Here is a 17,953-nt window from a genome sequence, read left to right as displayed (position 1 = left end):
ACGAGGCGCGGGAGCGCAGGCGTATCATGCTGCGCACCGCCCGCCTCCGGGCCCCCCGCATCCACAGGACGCCACCATGCACTCCATCGCCCCGCCCACCTTCGACGACGTCACCGATGCCGCGCGTCGGCTGCAGGGGGTAGCGCACCGCACGCCGGTGCTGCGATCCAGCACGGCCGATGCGCAGCTGGGCGCGCAGCTCTTCTTCAAGTGCGAGAACCTGCAGCGCATGGGCGCCTTCAAGTTCCGCGGCGCCTACAACGCGCTCAGCCGCTTGAGCGATGCGCAGCGCGAACGCGGCGTGCTGGCCTTCTCGTCGGGCAACCACGCGCAGGCCGTCGCGCTGTCGGCGCGACTGCTGGACATGCCGGCGCTGATCGTCATGCCCGAAGACGCGCCCGCGGCCAAGATCGCCGCCACGAGCGAATACGGCGCCCAGGTGGTCACCTTCAACCGCTTCACCGACGACCGCGAGGCCATCAGCCGCCGCCTGGCCGAGGAGCGCGGCATGACCCTGGTGCCGCCCTTCGACCATCCGCACGTCATCGCCGGCCAGGGCACGGTGGCGCTGGAGCTGCTGCAGGAGGTGCCCGACCTGGACTACCTCTTCGTCTGCCTGGGCGGCGGCGGCCTGCTCTCGGGCTGCCTGCTGGCGGCGCAGGCCCTGGCGCCGCAGTGCCAGGTGATCGGCGTGGAACCGGCTGCCGGCAACGACGTGCAGCAGTCGCTGCGCGCCGGCCACATCGTGCGCATCGACACGCCGCGCACCATCGCCGACGGCGCGCAGTCCCAGGCGCCGGGCGAGATCACCTTCCCCATCATCCAGCGCCACGTGGCCGACATCGTCACCGCCACCGACGAGCAGCTGGTGGCGGCGCTGCGCTTCTATGCCGAGCGCATGAAGATCGTCGTCGAGCCCACCGGCGCGCTGGCCCTGGCAGGCGCGCAGCACGGCGGCATCGACCTGCACGGCCAGCGCGTGGGCATCGTCATCAGCGGCGGCAACGTCGATATGGACCGCCTCTCGCGCTTTCTCGCCGCCTGACGCAGCGCGGCCCGGCGCTGCAGGCGGCAAAATCGCAGCCTGCGGCAGCGGTGCGCAAGCGAGCCTTCCGCCTGCCACCCACCACCTTTCCCTTTCCAGCGATTCCGCTTTTCCCCAAGAAGAGGCCCAGCCCATGAGCAACGTTCACGTCATCACCCATCCCCTGGTGCAGCACAAGCTGACCCTGATGCGCCGCAAGGACGCCAGCACCAACAGCTTCCGCCGCCTGCTGGGCGAGCTGAGCACGCTGATGGCCTACGAGATCACCCGCGACATGCCGCTCTCGGACCTCGAGATCGAGACCCCGCTGGAGACCATGACCGGCCGCGTCATCGACGGCAAGAAGCAGGTGCTGGTGTCCATCCTGCGCGCCGGCAACGGCTTCCTGGACGGCATGCTCAACGTGATCCCGGGCGCGCGCATCGGCCACATCGGCCTCTACCGCGACCCGGACACGCTGCAGCCGGTCGAGTACTACTTCAAGATGCCCTCCGAGATGCAGGAACGCGACGTGATCGTCGTGGACCCGATGCTCGCCACCGGCAACTCCGCCGCCGCCGCCGTGGACCGCATCAAGAAGCTGAGCCCGCGCTCGATCAAGTTCGTCTGCCTGCTGGCCGCGCCCGAAGGCGTGGCCACGCTGCAGAAGGCCCACCCCGACGTGCCGATCTACACCGCCGCCATCGACCGCGAGCTCAACGAGCACGGCTACATCCTGCCGGGCCTGGGCGACGCGGGCGACCGCATCTTTGGCACCAAATAAGGGCATTTCGGGCGGGCATGCCAGCGGTGCAGCTGGCATGCATCTTGCCAATCCAGGGGATCGCTTCTACATCCCGGCTCGAACCCGAGCCCGCCCTGGACACCGCCATGCACAACCGCCGCCTCTTCACCGGACGCCTGCTCTGCACCTCGCTCGCCATCTCCGCCACCCTGGGCATGGCCCCGCTGGCGGCACTGGCGCAGGAGCCCAGGCTGAAGGTGGCGGCCATCTACACGGTGCCCTACGAACAGCAATGGGTGAGCCGCATCCACAAGGCCCTGAAGGCGGCCGAGGCGCGCGGCGAAATCGAATACAAGAGCAGCGAGAACGTGGCCAACGCCGACTACGAGCGCGTGATGCGCGAGTACGCCAACGGCGGCAACCAGCTGATCTTCGGCGAGGTGTTCGGCGTGGAATCCGCGGCCCGCAAGGTGGCTAAGGACTTCCCCAAGACCGCTTTCGTGCTGGGCTCCTCCGGCAAGCCGCAGGCGCCCAACTTCAGCGTCTTCGACAACTACATCCAGGAACCGGCCTACCTCAGCGGCATGATCGCGGGCGGCATGACCAAGACCAACAAGATCGGCATGGTCGGCGGTTTCCCCATCCCCGAGGTCAACCGCCTGATGCACGCCTTCATGGCCGGCGCCAGGGAGGTGAACCCCAAGGTGGAGTTCACCGTCACCTTCATCAACAGCTGGTTCGACCCGCCCAAGGCCAAGGAAGCCACCTTCGCCATGATCGACAAGGGCGCGGACGTGCTCTATGCCGAGCGCTTCGGCGTCAGCGACGCGGCCAAGGAAAAGGGCAAGCTCGCCATCGGCAACGTGATCGACACCCAGCCCCAGTACCCCGACACGGTCGTCGCGTCGGCCCTCTGGCACATGGAGCCCACGGTGGAGCGCGCCATCGGCCTGGTCAAGGCCGGCAAGTTCACGGCGGAAGACTACGGCCCCTATTCGATGATGAAGTACAAGGGCTCGTCGCTGAGCCCGCTGGGCACCTTCGAGAAGAAGGTGCCGGCCGAGGTGGTCGCCAAGGTCAAGGCCCGCGAGGCCGAGATCCTGGCCGGCAAGTTCACAGTGAAGGTGGACGACAGCCAGCCCAAGTCCACGGCCAGGTAAGCCCGGCTTGGACGAGGCCCCCGCCGCCCACGCCCCTTCTCCATGCTCGCACCACCGCCGGTCCCTGCGCCGGGCACCGTGCTGCAGCTCTCGGGCATCACCAAGCGCTTCGGCAGCCTGGTGGCCAACGACGACATCTCGCTGACGCTCCTGCGCGGCGAGGTGCTGGCCCTGCTGGGCGAGAACGGCGCGGGCAAGTCCACGCTGATGTCCATCCTGTTCGGCCACTACGTGGCGGACGAAGGCGACATCAAGGCCTTCGGCCGCCCCCTGCCGCCCGGCCAGCCGCGCGCGGCGCTGGCGGCCGGCATCGGCATGGTGCACCAGCATTTCACGCTGGCCGACAACCTGAGCGTGCTGGACAACGTGCTGCTGGGCAGCGAGCTGCTCTGGCAGCCGTTCTCGCGCCGCAGCGCGGCCCGTGCGCGGCTGCTGGAGGTGTCGCGGCGCTTCGGCCTGCCGGTGTCGCCCGATGCGCGCGTGGGCGACCTCTCGGTGGGCGAGCGCCAGCGGGTGGAGATCCTCAAGGCGCTCTACCGGGGCGCGCGCATCCTGATCCTCGACGAGCCCACGGCCGTGCTCACGCCGCAGGAGAGCGAGGCGCTCTTCGCCACCCTCTCGCAGATGGTCGCCGAGGGCCTGTCCATCATCTTCATCAGCCACAAGCTGGGCGAGGTGCTGCGCGTCTCGCACCGCGTGGCCGTGCTGCGCCAGGGCCGGCTGGTGGCCGAGGCGCCCGCCCAGGGCACCACGCAGGCCCAGCTCGCGCAGTGGATGGTGGGCCACGCCGTCGAACGCGCCGAGCGCCGCCCCGCCCGCCACGTGGGCGATGCCGTCTGCACGCTGGAGGGTGTCCACACCGCCGGCGGGCGCGATGCGCTGCACGGCGTGAACCTCACGCTGCGCGCGGGCGAGATCACCGCCATCGCCGGCGTCTCGGGCAACGGCCAGGTGGCACTGGCCGACGTGCTGTGCGGCGTGCGTGCGCCCACGCAAGGGCGCGCCACCCTGCACGGCATGCCGCTGCCCGCCCAGCCCCAGCACCTCGTCGCCCAGGGCGTGGCCCGCATCCCCGAAGACCGCCACGCCGTGGGCGTGGTGGGCGATCTGCCGGTCTGGGAGAACGCCGTCTCCGAACGCCTGGGCAGCCGCTGGTTCTCCCACCCCTGGTTCACCGCTGGCTGGATCAAGCGGGGCCAAGCCCGCCAGCACGCGCGCCGCGTGGCAGAGACCTTCGACGTGCGCGGCGGCGGCCCTGACGTGCCGGCGCGCTCGCTCTCGGGCGGCAACATGCAGAAGCTCATCCTCGGGCGGGCGCTGCTGTCGCCCGATCCGGGCACGCAGGAGCCCCCACGGCTGATCGTGGCCCACCAGCCCACCTGGGGCCTGGACATCGGCGCCGTCACCTTCGTGCAGCAGCAGCTCATCGCCGCGCGCGACGCGGGCGCCGCCGTGCTGCTGATTTCAGACGACCTGGACGAGGTGCTGCAGCTGGGTGACAGGGTGGCGGTGATGCACGGCGGCCACCTGACCGCCGCCCTGCCGGCCGAAACCTGGACGCGCGAGGCCATCGGCCTCGCCATGGCCGGCGAGCACACCGCGGCGGAAAGCACCTCGCCGGCCGCTATGGCCGTCGGTGCGGGCAACGTACCGGACACCCCATGAGACTCGAAAAACGCCACCGCACTTCCGCCGCCGCCTACGTGGCCGCGCCCGTCGGCGCCGTGGCCTTCACCCTGCTCGTCTCCACGCTGCTGGTGCTGTGGGCCGGCGCGCCCGTGGGCCGCACCTATGCGCTGCTGGCGCAGGGCGCGTTCGGCTCCGTCTTCGCGCTGACCGAAACCCTCACGCGCGCCACGCCGCTGATCCTCACCGGGCTCGCGGCGGCCGTGGCCTTCCGTGCACGGCTCTTCAACATCGGCGCCGAAGGGCAGCTCTACGCGGGCGCGATCGCTGCCGTGGCCGTGGGCGGCATGCACGGTGGCACGGGGCTGGAATGGTCGCCCTGGGTGCTGTTCCCGCTGATGATGCTGGCCGCGGCCCTGGCCGGCGCCGCGCTGCTGCTGGGCCCGGCGCTGATGAAGGCGCGCCTGGGCGTGGACGAGGTGGTGACCACGCTGCTGCTCAACTTCGTGATGCTGCTGCTGGTCTCCGCCCTGCTCGACGGCCCCATGAAAGACCCGCTGGCCCTGGGCTGGCCGCAGAGCGTGGCGCTGCAGGGCGATCTGGAACTCTCGCGGCTGGTGCCGGGTTCGCGCCTACACACCGGCCTGCTCATCGCCGTGGGCCTGGCCGTGCTGCTCTGGGCGCTGCTGGCGCGCACGGTGCCCGGCTTCGACATCCGCGCGGCTGGCGCCAACCCGCGCGCTGCGGCGTTCGCGGGCGTGCCGGTCACGCGCACCGTGGTGCTGGTGGCCCTGCTCTCGGGCGGGCTCGCGGGCCTGGCCGGCGCCATCGAGGTCGCGGGCCGCACCGGCTACGTGACGCTGGACATGTCCCCCGGCTACGGCTACAGCGGCATCGTGATCGCCATGCTGGCCGGGCTGCACCCGCTGGGCGTGGTGGCGGCAGGCATCTTCGTGGCCGGCGTGCTGGTGGGCGCGGACAGCATGAGCCGTGCCATCGGCGTGCCCACCTACATCGCCGATGTGATCGTCGCCGCCTCGCTGATCGCGGTGCTGGTGGCCGGGCTGCTCGCGCAATACCGGGTCCGCTGGAAATGACCGAACTGCTCGACATCCTCGCCAACCCGGCCTTCTGGATCGCCACGCTGCGGGTGGCGACGCCGCTCATCCTCGGCACGCTGGGCGTGCTGCTGTGCGAGCGCGCGGGCGTGCTGAACCTGGGCATCGAAGGGATCATGGTCGCAGGCGCCTTCACGGGCTGGCTCACCGTGTATGCGGGGCATGGCCTGTGGACGGGCGTGGCGGTGGCGGCGCTCACGGGCGCGGTGTTCGGCCTGCTGCATGCCTGGCTTACCGTGGGGCTGGCGCTGTCGCAGCACGTCTCGGGCCTGGGCATCACGCTGCTGGCGACAGCCCTCAGCTACTACGGCTACCGCGTGGGCTTCCCAAAGGTGAACACGCCGCCCACCATCGCGCCGTTCGCGCCGATGGAATGGCTAGGCGTGCCGGTTCTCTCAGGCCAGACACCGCTCACGCTGCTGGCCCTGCTGCTGGCGCCGCTGCTCGCCTGGGCGCTCTACCGCACGCCGCTGGGCTTGGCGGTACGCATGGTGGGCGAGAACCCGCAGGCGGCCGAGGGCCAGGGGATTTCCGTGGCGGCCACGCGTACGGGGGCCATCGTGGCGGGCTCCGCGCTCATGGGCGTGGCCGGCAGCTTCCTCACGCTGTCGGCGTTCAATGCGTTCTTTTTCAACATGGTCAACGGCCGCGGCTGGATCTGCGTGGCGCTGGTCGTATTCGCCTCGTGGCGGCCCGGCAAGGCGCTGCTCGGCGCCCTGCTGTTCGCGTTCTTCGATGCGCTGCAGCTGCGCCTGCAGCAGGCGGGCGATGCCTGGCTGCCCTATCAGGTGTACCTGATGCTGCCTTATCTGCTGTCCATCCTGGCGCTGGTGCTGGTGGCCCGCAGGGCGGCGTACCCGCAGGCGCTGATGAAACCGTACCGCAAGGGCGAGCGATAAGGGCCACGGGCGGCGGGGACGCGCGACCCACTACCATCGGCGCATGCCGAACCCTGCGACACACCTCGCCGTACCGAAGGACACGGTGGACAGCACCGTCTCCATCGACCCCACCCTGCTGCGCTCACCCCGGCTGCGCCTGCGCCAGTGGACACCCGCGGACCGCGAGCCTTTTGCCGCGCTCCACGCCGACCCGGTGGTGATGGAGCATCTCCTACCACTGCCGGACCGCGCGCACAGCGACGCACTGGCCGACCGCATCGAATCGCTGATCGACGAGCAGGGCTGGGGTTTCTGGGCGGCAGAATCGCTGGAAGACGGTGGGGATGGCGGGGGCCGCTCCCGCTTCATGGGCTTCATCGGCCTGCATCGCCCCACGGCTGCGCTCCCCTTTGCGCCCTGCGTGGAGATCGGCTGGCGGCTGGCCCGCCCTTTCTGGGGCCGGGGCCTGGCGACGGAAGGCGCACGGCTCGCGCTGCGGATCGGGTTCGAGGCGCTCGGGCTGGATGAGATCGTTGCCTTCACGGCGCAGCGCAACCTCCGGTCGCAAGCGGTGATGATCCGCCTGGGCATGCATGCATCGCCCGCAGAGGCCTTCGACCACCCGTCCGTGCCCGAGGGGGATGGGTTGCGCTCCCACGTGCTGTACCGGCTGCCGCGCACACGGTGGCTCGCTGCCACGCACGGCGGCTGACCGAACCGCAGCCCCCGGCTCAATCCGACTGCACCGGCGTGCACAGCTCCACCAGCACGCCGTCGCCGTCTTCCACATAGGCGATGGTCTGCCCCCAGGGCATGCGCTCGGGTGCGCGCACCTGCCGGGCCCCGGCGGCCACGGCGCGGGCCAGGGCGGCGGGCACGTCGTCGGTGGTGAGAGCGATCTCGAAGCTGGGCGCATCGGCACGGGCGCGCTGCGGGTTCTTGCCCAGCTGCGTCATGAGCTGGTGCGACGAGAACGCCAGCGTGGTCGCTCCCGTCTCCAGCTCCCCGTAGTCACCGCCTTCGTGCAGGAAGCGGCGCTGCAGGCCGAAGGCGGCCTCGTAGAAGGCGATGGAGCGGGCGACGTCCTGGACGTAGAGGATGGTGTAGGCGAACTGCATGGCGGGCTGGGCTGGAAGGGGCCGATGGATGGGGAACACCGAGCCTACCCTTCGCGGCCGGCGGCGCCTCTTGAAGCCCCTGGGCTGGCCCAGAATATGCACGCCACCGGCACAGCCTTTCGCCCACTCCCCACCGCCCGAACCCCGCCCATGCTCGACCTGCTGATCCACCACGCCACCCTGCCCGACGGGCGCCAGCACATGTCCGTCGCCGTCCAGGACGGGCGCATCGTGGAGGTCGCGCCAGGGCTGCAGGCCCCCGCGCACCAGGCGGTCGATGCCGGCGGCATGCTGCTGTCGCCGCCCTTCGTCGATGCGCATTTCCACCTCGATTCGGCACTGAGCTACGGCCAGCCGCGCGTGAACGAAAGCGGCACGCTGCTCGAAGGCATCGCACTCTGGGGCGAGCTGAAACCCACGCTCACGCACGAGGCCATCGTGGAACGCGCCCTCGCCTATTGCGACTGGGCCGTGGCGCGCGGCCTGCTGGCCATCCGCAGCCATGTGGACACCAGCGACCCGAACCTGCTCACCGTGCGCGCCCTGCTCGACGTGAAGGCCCGCGTGGCGCCCTACCTCGACCTGCAGCTGGTCGCCTTCCCGCAGGACGGCGTGCTGCGCCGGCCCGGCGGGCTGGACAGCCTCACGCGCGCGCTGGACCTGGGCGTGGAGGTGGTGGGCGGCATTCCGCATTTCGAGCGCACCATGGCGCAGGGGGCCGAAAGCGTGCGCCTGCTGTGCGAGCTGGCCGCCGAGCGCGGCCTGCGGGTGGACATGCATTGCGACGAGTCCGACGACCCGCTCTCGCGCCATGTCGAGACGCTGGCCGCCGAGACCGTGCGCCTGGGCCTGCAGGGCCGCGTCACCGGCTCGCACCTCACGTCCATGCACAGCATGGACAACTACTACGTCAGCAAGCTGATCCCGCTGATGGCGGAGGCGCAGCTGGGCGTGGTCGCCAACCCGCTCATCAACATCACGCTGCAGGGCCGGCACGACAGCTACCCCAAGCGCCGCGGCATGACCCGCGTGCCCGAGCTGATGGCCGCCGGCCTGACCGTCGCCTTCGGCCACGACTGCGTGATGGACCCCTGGTATGCCGGCGGCAGCGCCGACATGCTCGAAGCCGCCCACATGGGCCTGCACGTGGCGCAGATGACCGGCCAGCAGGCCATGCGCCAGTGCTTCGATGCGGTGACGGTGAACCCGGCGCGGCTGCTGGGCCTGGAGGGCTACGGCATCGCCCCCGGCTGCCATGCCGATCTGGTGCTGCTGCATGCCCGCGACCCGGTGGAGGCCATCCGCCTGCGCGCCACGCGGCTGGCGGTATGGCGGCGCGGCCAACAGGTGGCCGGCAGCCCTGCGCCGGTGGCGCAGCTCTCGCTGCCCGGCAGGCCGGCGCAGGTCAGCCTGCTGGCCGGCTGAAGCGGCACCCCCTCAAGAAAACGGCCTGCAGCCCTTGATAAAAGGGCGCAGGCCGCTATCAAAAGCGAAGCAGAAAGCCTCAGCCCTTGAGGCCGACGAACATTTCCTGCACGTCGTCGTGCGCGTCGATGGCGGCCAGGAAGCTCTCCACCTCTTCCAGCGCCTCGGCGCTCAGGTTGGCCGGATCGACCGGGTTCTTGGGCTGGTAGCCCAGCTTGGCCGACAGCACCGTGAAGCCCTGGGCCGGCAGCGCACGGCTCACCAGGTCCAGATCGGCCGGATCGGTGATGAACAGCGTCGTGCCTTCCTGCTCGCCGGGCTCGAAGTCCTGCGCGCCGGCCTCGATGGCGGCCACCTCGGCATCGGCACCGGCGTGGCCGGCGGTGGGTTCGGCTTCGATGAAGCCGACGTGGTTGAAGTCCCACGAGACAGAACCGGACGTGCCCAGCTGGCCCTTGCGGAACAGCACGCGCATTTCGGGCGCGGTGCGGTTCACGTTGTCGGTCAGGCATTCGACCATCACCGGCACCTGGTGCGGCGCGAAGCCTTCATAGATCACGCGCTGGTAATCGACGGCATCGGCGCCCACGCCCGAGCCCTTCTTCACCGCACGCTCGAGCGTGTCCTTGGGCATGGAGGCCTTGCGGGCCTGCTCCATCGCCAGGCGCAGGCGCGAATTGCCGGCCGGATCGGCGCCGCTGCGGGCCGCCACGATGATTTCCTTGACGAGCTTGCCGAACAGCTTGCCCTTGGCATCGGCGACCTGCGCCTTGCCCTTTGCTTTCCATTGCGCACCCATGGTGGCGCCTCCTGCGATTGATGGCGGGGGCCTGCCTGCCGCAGGGCGCCCCGAGCGGCAGACCGCCCCGATGGTGGGGCGGCTTGCCGGTCTTGAACCGGGCAAAGGCGCTCTGATGGCCTGCCCGGCTGCAGCGGGCGATTCTAGGCGCGCGGCAGGGGCTGGTCGCCGCCCGCAGTGCGCCGGCCAGCGTCACGGCACAACTGTTCAGAAATGGAACAGGTGGCACACCCGGACTGCGCCACGGCACAGGCGGAACACCCCGCTCGCCGCCTCGTTTCTGTCGCAAAGCCGCCAAGTGCCTGCGCAGCGGGCCTGATCGCGGCCCCAAACCAAGGGTTGTCCCGTAGCGCCGAGCCCTTCACGCCCAGCGGAAAAGCGCTGGCATGCGACTTGCCCTTGAAGGAGTGCGAGTGCGCCACGGCGCGCAGCATTCCACTGAAAACCATCTCAGGAGACAAGCACCATGAACATGGCAGAAATCGCAAGCCTCGGTATCGCCAACCCCTACAAGAAGCAGTATGGCAACTACATTGGCGGCCAGTGGGTACCGCCGGTGGATGGTCAGTATTTCGAGAACAGCTCGCCCATCAACGGCCAGGTGTTCACCGCGGTGCCGCGTTCCAACGACAAGGACGTGAACGCCGCGCTCGACGCCGCACACAAGGCCAAGGCCGCCTGGGGCAAGACCTCCACCACCGACCGCGCGAACATCCTGCTGAAGATCGCCGACCGCATGGAAGCCAACCTGCTGACCATCGCCGTGGCGGAAACCATCGACAACGGCAAGCCGCTGCGCGAGACCATGGCGGCCGACATTCCCCTGGCCATCGACCACTTCCGCTACTTCGCGGGCGCGGTGCGCGCCCAGGAAGGCGGCATCAGCGAGATCGACCACGAAACGGTGGCCTATCACTTCCATGAGCCGCTGGGCGTCGTCGGCCAGATCATTCCCTGGAACTTCCCCATCCTGATGGCCGTCTGGAAGCTGGCCCCGGCCCTGGCCGCCGGCAACTGCGTGGTGCTCAAGCCCGCCGAGCAGACGCCCGCCTCCATCCTGGTGCTGCTGGAAATCATCGGCGACCTGCTGCCGGCCGGCGTGCTGAACGTGGTCAACGGCTTCGGGCTGGAGGCCGGCAAGCCGCTCGCGTCCAGCAACCGCATCGCGAAGATCGCCTTCACGGGCGAGACCACCACCGGCCGGCTGATCATGCAGTACGCCAGCCAGAACATCATCCCCGTCACGCTGGAGCTGGGCGGCAAGAGCCCCAACATCTTCTTCGAGGACGTGCTGGCCGCCGACGACGCCTTCTTCGACAAGGCGCTGGAAGGCTTCACCATGTTCGCCCTGAACCAGGGCGAGGTCTGCACCTGCCCCAGCCGCGTGCTGATCCAGGAATCGATCTACGACCGCTTCATGGAACGCGCCCTGAAGCGCGTGGCCGCCATCACCCAGGGCCACCCGCTCGACAAGAGCACCATGATCGGCGCGCAGGCCTCGCAGGAGCAGCTGGAGAAGATCCTCTCGTACCTGGACCTGGGCAAGAAGGAAGGCGCCGAATGCCTGATCGGCGGCGAGCGCAACATGCTCGGCGGCGACCTGGCCGGCGGCTACTACATCAAGCCCACGGTGTTCAAGGGCCACAACAAGATGCGCATCTTCCAGGAAGAGATCTTCGGCCCGGTGGTGTCCGTCACCACCTTCAAGACCGAAGAAGAAGCGCTGGAGATCGCCAACGACACGCTCTACGGCCTGGGCGCCGGCGTGTGGAGCCGTGACGGCGCGCGCGCCTTCCGCATGGGCCGCGGCATCCAGGCCGGCCGCGTGTGGACCAACTGCTACCACGCCTACCCCGCGCACGCTGCCTTCGGCGGCTACAAGCAGTCCGGCATCGGCCGCGAGAACCACAAGATGATGCTCGACCACTACCAGCAGACCAAGAACCTGCTGGTGAGCTACAGCCCCAACAAGCTGGGCTTCTTCTGAGGCGAAGGCGAACTCCGGTCCCCGCGATGCGGGGCGCTCCGATGGGTGCGGATGCGCAACTGCGCAGACCGCACCCGGCAGCAGTGCGCCGCACGCGAGGGACCAGGTTCACCGTCGCGCTCACGGTTCTGCAGATGGCTTGACCTGCGTCAGCAGGTGCTGCGGGAGGGCGGCTTATGGTCAAAGCCTGCCCTCCCGATCACTCCATCCGCGCAGAGAAAAAGGAACCCGAGCCATGACCGCCAAGACCATGAAAGCCGCCGTCGTCCGCGAATTCGGCAAGCCCCTGACCATCGAAGAGGTGCCGGTGCCGACGCCGGCCGACGACCAGATCCTCGTGAAGATCGAGGCCTCCGGCGTCTGCCATACCGACCTGCACGCCGCCGAAGGCGACTGGCCCGTCAAGCCCAATCCGCCGTTCATTCCCGGCCACGAAGGCGTGGGCTTCGTCGCCGCCATCGGCAAGAACGTCAAGCACGTCAAGGAAGGCGACCGCGTGGGCGTGCCCTGGCTGCATTCGGCCTGCGGCTGCTGCACCCACTGCCTGGGCGGCTGGGAAACGCTGTGCGAATCGCAGAGCAATACCGGCTATTCGGTCAACGGCGGCTTCGCCGACTACGCGCTGGCCGACCCGAACTTCGTCGGCCACCTGCCCAAGGACGTGAGCTTCGTGGACATCGCACCCGTGCTGTGCGCGGGCGTCACGGTGTACAAGGGCCTGAAGGTGACCGACACCAAGCCCGGCGACTGGGTCGTCATCTCCGGCATCGGCGGCCTGGGCCACATGGCCGTGCAATACGCCCGCGCCATGGGCCTGAACGTGGCTGCCGTGGACGTGGAGGACGACAAGCTCGAACTCGCCCGCCAGCTGGGCGCGAGCGTCACCGTCAACGCCCTCAAGAACGACCCCGCCGCCTACCTGCAAAAGGAGATCGGCGGCGCCCATGGCGCGCTGGTCACCGCGGTTTCGCCCAAGGCCTTCGAGCAGGCCCTGGGCATGGTGCGGCGCGGCGGCACGGTCGCACTCAACGGCCTGCCGCCCGGCAACTTCCCGCTGCCCATCTTCGACATGGTGCTGCGCGGCGTCACGGTGCGCGGCTCCATCGTCGGCACGCGCCTGGACCTGCAGGAGTCGCTCGACTTCGCCGCGCGCGGCCAGGTCAAGGCCACGGTGAGCACCGAGAAGCTGGACAACATCAACGACATCTTCACCCGCATGCACAAGGGGCAGATCCAGGGGCGTATCGTGCTGGACATGGCGGCCTGACACGCGCCCCCTCTTCCCGCCCGCGCAGGGCGGGGAGCAGCCTGCAGCAAGGCGCGTGGCACGGGCTTCCACCGGACGGACCGCACAACAAGAAAGGCCCCACCCGGGGCCTTCACGGAGACGAAAGACCATGCCAGACACCCACTTGCAGGAAGCCACGGCCACCGCACCCCAGGCGGCCACGCGCGTATCGGCCACGCCGGAAGCCGTGGCGCTCATCGAACGGCTGCGCGCCCAGCACGGCCCGCTCATGTTCCACCAGTCGGGCGGCTGCTGCGACGGGAGCGCACCCATGTGCTTCGCCCAGGGCGAGTTCATGCTGGGCGACTCCGACGTGCTGCTGGGCGAGATCGCCGGCACGCCCTTCTACATGAGCCGGTCGCAGTTCGAATACTGGGAGCACACGCACCTCATCATCGACGCGGTGCCGGGCAACGGCGGCATGTTCTCGCTGGAGCGGCCCACCGGCCTGCGCTTTCTCACGCGCTCGCGGCTCTATGGCGACGAGGAATGGGCGGCCATCGAGGCACTCGGCCCGCCGCAGAGCGGGCAAGGCTGAAGGACACCTGCGGTCGGCTCGCTCCGGAGCCTCGCCTCCGCTGCCAGGTGGCCCTGGTGGCCCTGTGCCCGGATGCCAGAACCGCACTGCCGAAACCGCCGCTGCCTCGCTCGGCGGCACAGCCCGCGCCGTCAGCCCAGCAGCGCTGCAGCCTCCGCCAGCGTCTGTCCGACATCGCTCTGCAGCTTGAGGGCGAAGAGCGCGTCTCCGCGCGTGCGGCCCTGGTTCACCGCCGCGATGGGCTTGCCGGCATCCGCCGCCGCCTGTACGAAGCGAAAGCCCGAATACACCATGAGCGAGGAGCCCACCACCAGCGCCGCATCGGAGCGCTGCAGGGCCTCGCGCGCGGCCGTCACGCGCTCGCGCGGCACGTTCTCGCCGAAGAACACCACGTCCGGTTTCAGCGGCCCTTGGCCGCAGGCCGGGCAGGCCGGCACGGCGAAGGTGGAGAAATCCAGCCCGTCCAGATAGGCATCGCCGTCGGGCGCCGTTTCCGCCTGGAGATGGGCCCAGGCGGGGTTGGCCTCCAGCAGGCGCTGCTGCAGCGCGGCGCGGGGCATGCGCGCCTCGCAATGCATGCAGCGCACGGTATCGATGCGGCCGTGCAGATCGACCGTGCTCCGGCTGCCCGCCGCATCGTGCAGGCCATCGACGTTCTGGGTCAGCAGCATTTCCACATGGCCCAGGGCCTCCAGCTGCGCCAGGGCCCGGTGCGCCGCGCCCGGCTGCGCATGGCCAATGACGCGCCAGCCGACCAGGCTGCGCGCCCAGTAGCGCTGGCGCGTGGCCTCCTCGCCCATGAAGGCCTGGAAGGTGACGGGCTGCGGCCGCTTCCACTGCCCATCGGCATCGCGGTAATCGGGAATGCCGGAGGCCGTGCTGCAGCCCGCCCCGGTGAGCACGAAAAGCCGGGGGTGGGCGCGGATGAAGGCGGCCAGCCGGGCCGGCTCCGCCAGGGCGCCTTCGGGCTGGGCCGCATCGAGCGGCAGGAAAGCGGGCGTGCCGGACATGGCTGCGCCTACATCGCCGGCGCGATGCTCTCGGCGTAGTCGTAGAGCGCGCCCAGGATCTCTTCGCCGCGCTCGTCGGCCTCGCCGCCCAGCGTGTCCAGCCGCGCGAACAGCTCGTCGAAGGTGAGCGCGCCGCCCTGTCCCTCCATCAGGCAGGCCACGCGGTGTTCTTCCCAGCGCTCCAGGTCTTCCTCGGTGAGCGTGTGCGGGTAGTTGCGCGCCCGGTAGCGCCAGGCCAGCTCTTCGAGCCGCTCGTCGTCGAAGCCCGGGCGGGCCTCGGCGAGCTTTTCGGGCGGCAGGCTGCGCAGGCGCTCCAGGCGCCGGCGGTCCTCGTTGCCGACGAAGCCGCCGTAGAGGTCTTGATCCACATCCGGCGCCGGCCCGTCCTGCGGGCGGGAGAACACCTTGGCCCAGATGGCGGTGAGGTCCGGCAGCGCGCGCGCCGCCGCGGCATGCCGCGCGGCCTGCTCCAGGTCGATGCCCCAGCGCTCGGCCGTGTCGCGGGTCAGCGTGTTGACGTTGCCCACCACCATGGGCGACTTGTTCAAATGCACCGTCTTGACCGGCAGTCGTGTGACGCCTTCGGGCAGTTCATCACTGCGGGTGAACATGCGCAGGCGGATGGTGTCGGCATCCAGCCGGGCCAGCTCGGACGGGTCGTGCGACAGGTCCCAGGCGATCAGCTCGTTGCGGTTGGTCGGGTGGCTGGCCAGCGGCCACATCACGCCCAGGCAGCCGCGCTCGGTCGGGAACATGCCCGAAACGTGCAGGAAGGGCCGCGCCGTCTCCACCGTGGCGGGCAGGCGCAGTTCGGCCGCCACGCGGTCCTTCTTGTGCAGGCTGAGGGCGAAGTCGAACAGCTTGGGCTGGCGCTGGCGGATGAGCCGCGCCAGCGCGATGGTGGCGCGAACGTCGGAGAGCGCATCGTGCGCGGCCTCGTGCGCCAGGCCGTTGGCCTTGGAGAGATGCTCGAGCTTGAAGCTGGGCGAGCCATCTTCCTTGCGCGGCCATTCGATGCCGTCGGGCCGCAGCGCATAGGTCATGCGCACCACGTCCAGCAGATCCCAGCGGCCGCACTGGTTCTGCCATTCGCGGGCATAGGGGTCCATCAGGTTGCGCCAGAACATGAAGCGCGTGATCTCGTCGTCAAAGCGGATGGTGTTGTAGCCCACGCCGATGGTGCCGGGCCGGGCCAGTTCCGCCTCGATGCGGGCGGCGAATTCATGCTCGGGCAGGCCGCGCTCCAGGCACAGCTGCGGCGTGATGCCGGTGATGAGGCAGGCCTCCGGGTCGGGCAGATAGTCGGGCGCGGGCCGGCAATAGATCATCAGCGGCTCGCCGATCTCGTTCAGCTCCGCATCGGTGCGGATGCCCGCGAACTGGGCCGGCCGGTCGCGCCGGGTGTTGGCACCAAAGGTTTCGTAGTCGTGCCAGAGAAAGGTGTGCATGGGTTCGCGGCTGCAGGAAACACAAAGCCGCAAGTATGCCGGGGCCGACGACAATGGCGCATGCTCTTCACATCGAATCGCCCGTCGTTCACCGCACTGCCGCCAGGCGCCGCCCCGCGCCGCCTCCTGCCCTGGACCTTGCCGCTCGCCTCTGCCGCGCTGGCGCTGGTGGGTGGCTGCGCCACGCCCGTGGTCCCCACCGGCCCCGCCACGCCTCCCAGCAGCCCTCCCGCCGTGCCCGCACCGGCCACCACGGCACCCGGCACGGCACCCGGCACGGCTGCGCCGTCCCCTGAAACTGCCGCACAGGTCGCCGAAGAGAAAAGCTTCAAGGCCTGGCTCGATGCCTTCGGCCGCGAGGCGCTGGCCGCCGGCATCCGCCCCGCCACCGTGCAGCAGGTGCTGCTGAGCGCCCGCCTGCTGCCCCGCGTCATCGAGCTGGACCGCGCCCAGCCCGAATTCACGCGCACGCCCTGGGCCTATCTGGACAGCGCCGTCTCCCCGCAGCGCGTCGCCGCCGGCCGCGCCAAGCGGATGGAATACCGCGTGCCGCTGGAGGCCGCCGAGGCGCGCTACGGCGTGCCGGCATCGATCATCACCGCCATCTGGGGCATGGAAAGCAACTACGGCGGCAACTTCGGCAGCTTCCGCGCCGTGGATGCGCTGGCCACTCTGGCCTTCGAGGGCCGGCGCCGCGACTGGGCGCGCTCGGAGCTGCTGGCGGCCTTGCGCATCGTGGACCAGGGCGATATTCCGGCCGATCGCATGGTCGGCTCCTGGGCCGGGGCCATGGGGAACACGCAGTTCCTGCCCTCCGTCTTCCTGGCCCATGCCGTGGATGCCGACGGCGACGGCCGCCGCGACATCTGGGGCAGCATTCCCGATGTCACCGCCGCCACCGCCAACTACCTGGCCAGCGCAGGCTGGCGCCGGGGCGAGCCCTGGGGCGTGGAAGTGCGCCTGCCGGCCGGCTTCGACCACAGCCGCGCAGAACTGAACGTGCGGCAAACCTCGGCGCAATGGGCCGCCGACGGCGTGCAGGCCATGGACGGCACGCCCCTGCCCGCCTTCGACGCGGCCTCGGTCATCGAGCCGGCCGGCGCGCGCGGCCCGGCCTTCCTGGTCGGACCCAACTTCCGCGCCATCCTGCGCTACAACAACTCCATCAACTACGCGCTGGGCGTGGGCCTGCTGGCGCGGCAGATCGAGGGGGCGCCCGGCCTCACGGCCACCTGGCCCCGCGATCTGCAGCCGCTCTCGCGCAGCCAGGTGCTGCAGCTGCAGAACGGGCTGAACCAGCGCGGCTTCGCCGCCGGCACGGCCGATGGCGTCTTCGGCCCCGCCACCCGGGCGGGCCTGCGGCAGTTCCAGCGCAGCCTGGGGCTGGAGGCAGACGGGTATCCGACGACGGAGCTGCTGCAGCGGCTCATGACTCCGGCCTAAGAACCTGTTTACGATCTTCGACACAGCAAAGCCAAGAATGCCAAGTGGACGAACTGCAAGCTGGTGTTGAGCGACCTCTCGCAGTTCTTCCATAAACGCCTGTTCTTGTCCAACCAGGCAAAGCTGCGCTCCACCACCCAGCGCTGAGGCATCACCTTGAACGCGTGCAACTCGCTTCGCTTGGCGATCTGAACGGTGACGTGCTCGCCCAGGATCTCTTGCACGCCCAGGGCGAACGGCTTGCCCACGTAGCCGCTGTCGCACAGCAGGCTTCGCACCCTGCCCAGCGCAGGTCGGCAGCGCTGCAGCGCCTGCAAGGCTCCTTTGCGGTCCGTCACTTCTG

Annotated in this window: 17 protein-coding genes; 12 read left to right on the top strand and 5 right to left on the bottom strand. The window is 69.9% G+C overall.

Features of this window, described 5'->3' with window-relative positions; genetic code table 11:
* Positions 1-76 precede the first annotated feature (76 nt).
* The 7 genes from BM070_RS09055 to BM070_RS09025 all read left to right on the top strand — a co-directional run bounded on the left by BM070_RS09055 (position 77) and on the right by BM070_RS09025 (position 7,266).
* Positions 77-1,045 carry a threo-3-hydroxy-L-aspartate ammonia-lyase gene (locus BM070_RS09055; protein ID WP_092939274.1) on the top strand — a complete coding sequence of 323 codons (969 nt, stop codon included), beginning with the start codon at positions 77-79 and terminating at the stop codon, positions 1,043-1,045.
* A 133-nt stretch (positions 1,046-1,178) separates the two neighbouring features.
* Positions 1,179-1,808 (top strand): uracil phosphoribosyltransferase, encoded by a 630-nt coding sequence (gene upp / locus BM070_RS09050; RefSeq protein ID WP_092939273.1) that lies wholly within the window; start codon positions 1,179-1,181, stop codon positions 1,806-1,808.
* Between the two features lie 107 nt (positions 1,809-1,915).
* Positions 1,916-2,929, top strand: a complete 1,014-nt coding sequence (locus BM070_RS09045) for a BMP family protein (protein WP_092939272.1) — start codon at positions 1,916-1,918, stop codon at positions 2,927-2,929.
* A gap of 42 nt (positions 2,930-2,971) precedes the next feature.
* The gene (locus tag BM070_RS09040) at positions 2,972-4,594 is read left to right on the top strand and encodes an ABC transporter ATP-binding protein (protein WP_092939271.1); all 1,623 of its coding nucleotides are present in this window, start codon (positions 2,972-2,974) and stop codon (positions 4,592-4,594) included.
* Positions 4,591-5,652: an ABC transporter permease gene (locus BM070_RS09035; RefSeq protein ID WP_092939270.1), complete on the top strand. Its 1,062-nt coding sequence runs from the start codon at positions 4,591-4,593 to the stop codon at positions 5,650-5,652. Before BM070_RS09040 ends, BM070_RS09035 begins: the two co-directional genes overlap by 4 nt.
* Complete coding sequence (locus BM070_RS09030) at positions 5,649-6,572, top strand: ABC transporter permease (protein ID WP_092939269.1); 924 nt, start codon at positions 5,649-5,651, stop codon at positions 6,570-6,572. The genes BM070_RS09035 and BM070_RS09030 overlap by 4 nt, the downstream gene beginning before the upstream one ends.
* Positions 6,573-6,615: 43 nt before the next feature.
* Entirely contained in the window at positions 6,616-7,266 is a 651-nt protein-coding gene (locus BM070_RS09025) for a GNAT family N-acetyltransferase (protein ID WP_092939268.1), read from the top strand.
* A gap of 19 nt (positions 7,267-7,285) precedes the next feature.
* On the opposite strand, the gene BM070_RS09020 is transcribed toward BM070_RS09025, so the two are convergent.
* Positions 7,286-7,672: a VOC family protein gene (locus BM070_RS09020; RefSeq protein WP_092939267.1), complete on the bottom strand. Its 387-nt coding sequence runs from the start codon at positions 7,670-7,672 to the stop codon at positions 7,286-7,288.
* Positions 7,673-7,822: 150 nt separating this feature from the next.
* On the opposite strand from BM070_RS09020, the gene BM070_RS09015 reads away from it, so the two are divergent.
* Positions 7,823-9,097, top strand: coding sequence for an amidohydrolase family protein (locus tag BM070_RS09015; protein ID WP_092939266.1), 1,275 nt, complete (start codon positions 7,823-7,825; stop codon positions 9,095-9,097).
* A 79-nt stretch (positions 9,098-9,176) separates the two neighbouring features.
* Here BM070_RS09015 and BM070_RS09010 read toward each other — a convergent pair whose 3' ends face one another.
* Positions 9,177-9,896, bottom strand: coding sequence for a YebC/PmpR family DNA-binding transcriptional regulator (locus BM070_RS09010; protein ID WP_092939265.1), 720 nt, complete (start codon positions 9,894-9,896; stop codon positions 9,177-9,179).
* 466 nt (positions 9,897-10,362) lie between these two features.
* On the opposite strand from BM070_RS09010, the gene adh reads away from it, so the two are divergent.
* The 3 genes from adh to BM070_RS08995 all read left to right on the top strand — a co-directional run bounded on the left by adh (position 10,363) and on the right by BM070_RS08995 (position 13,709).
* Complete coding sequence (gene adh / locus BM070_RS09005) at positions 10,363-11,883, top strand: aldehyde dehydrogenase (protein ID WP_092939264.1); 1,521 nt, start codon at positions 10,363-10,365, stop codon at positions 11,881-11,883.
* Positions 11,884-12,118: 235 nt separating this feature from the next.
* Positions 12,119-13,150 (top strand): alcohol dehydrogenase AdhP, encoded by a 1,032-nt coding sequence (gene adhP, locus BM070_RS09000; RefSeq protein WP_092939263.1) that lies wholly within the window; start codon positions 12,119-12,121, stop codon positions 13,148-13,150.
* Between the two features lie 130 nt (positions 13,151-13,280).
* Complete coding sequence (locus tag BM070_RS08995) at positions 13,281-13,709, top strand: DUF779 domain-containing protein (protein WP_092939262.1); 429 nt, start codon at positions 13,281-13,283, stop codon at positions 13,707-13,709.
* A 131-nt stretch (positions 13,710-13,840) separates the two neighbouring features.
* Here BM070_RS08995 and BM070_RS08990 read toward each other — a convergent pair whose 3' ends face one another.
* Together BM070_RS08990 and sbcB are read right to left on the bottom strand one after the other, a co-directional pair.
* Positions 13,841-14,719, bottom strand: coding sequence for an NAD-dependent protein deacetylase (locus BM070_RS08990; RefSeq protein WP_092939261.1), 879 nt, complete (start codon positions 14,717-14,719; stop codon positions 13,841-13,843).
* 8 nt (positions 14,720-14,727) lie between these two features.
* Positions 14,728-16,167, bottom strand: a complete 1,440-nt coding sequence (gene sbcB, locus BM070_RS08985; RefSeq protein ID WP_092939260.1) for an exodeoxyribonuclease I — start codon at positions 16,165-16,167, stop codon at positions 14,728-14,730.
* Positions 16,168-16,227: 60 nt separating this feature from the next.
* On the opposite strand from sbcB, the gene BM070_RS08980 reads away from it, so the two are divergent.
* Positions 16,228-17,610, top strand: a complete 1,383-nt coding sequence (locus BM070_RS08980; RefSeq protein WP_092939259.1) for a lytic murein transglycosylase — start codon at positions 16,228-16,230, stop codon at positions 17,608-17,610.
* 8 nt (positions 17,611-17,618) lie between these two features.
* Here the strand turns inward: BM070_RS08980 and BM070_RS08975 are convergent.
* Positions 17,619-17,953 (bottom strand): transposase (locus tag BM070_RS08975; RefSeq protein ID WP_139222786.1); only part of this gene is annotated, 335 nt, incomplete at its 5' end.

Source organism: Paracidovorax wautersii, from assembly GCF_900113035.1.
GTDB classification, from domain to species: Bacteria; Pseudomonadota; Gammaproteobacteria; order Burkholderiales; family Burkholderiaceae_C; genus Paracidovorax; species Paracidovorax wautersii.
Note: the sequence above shows the minus strand (reverse complement) of the source record. Positions and strands in the feature narration are given on the sequence as shown.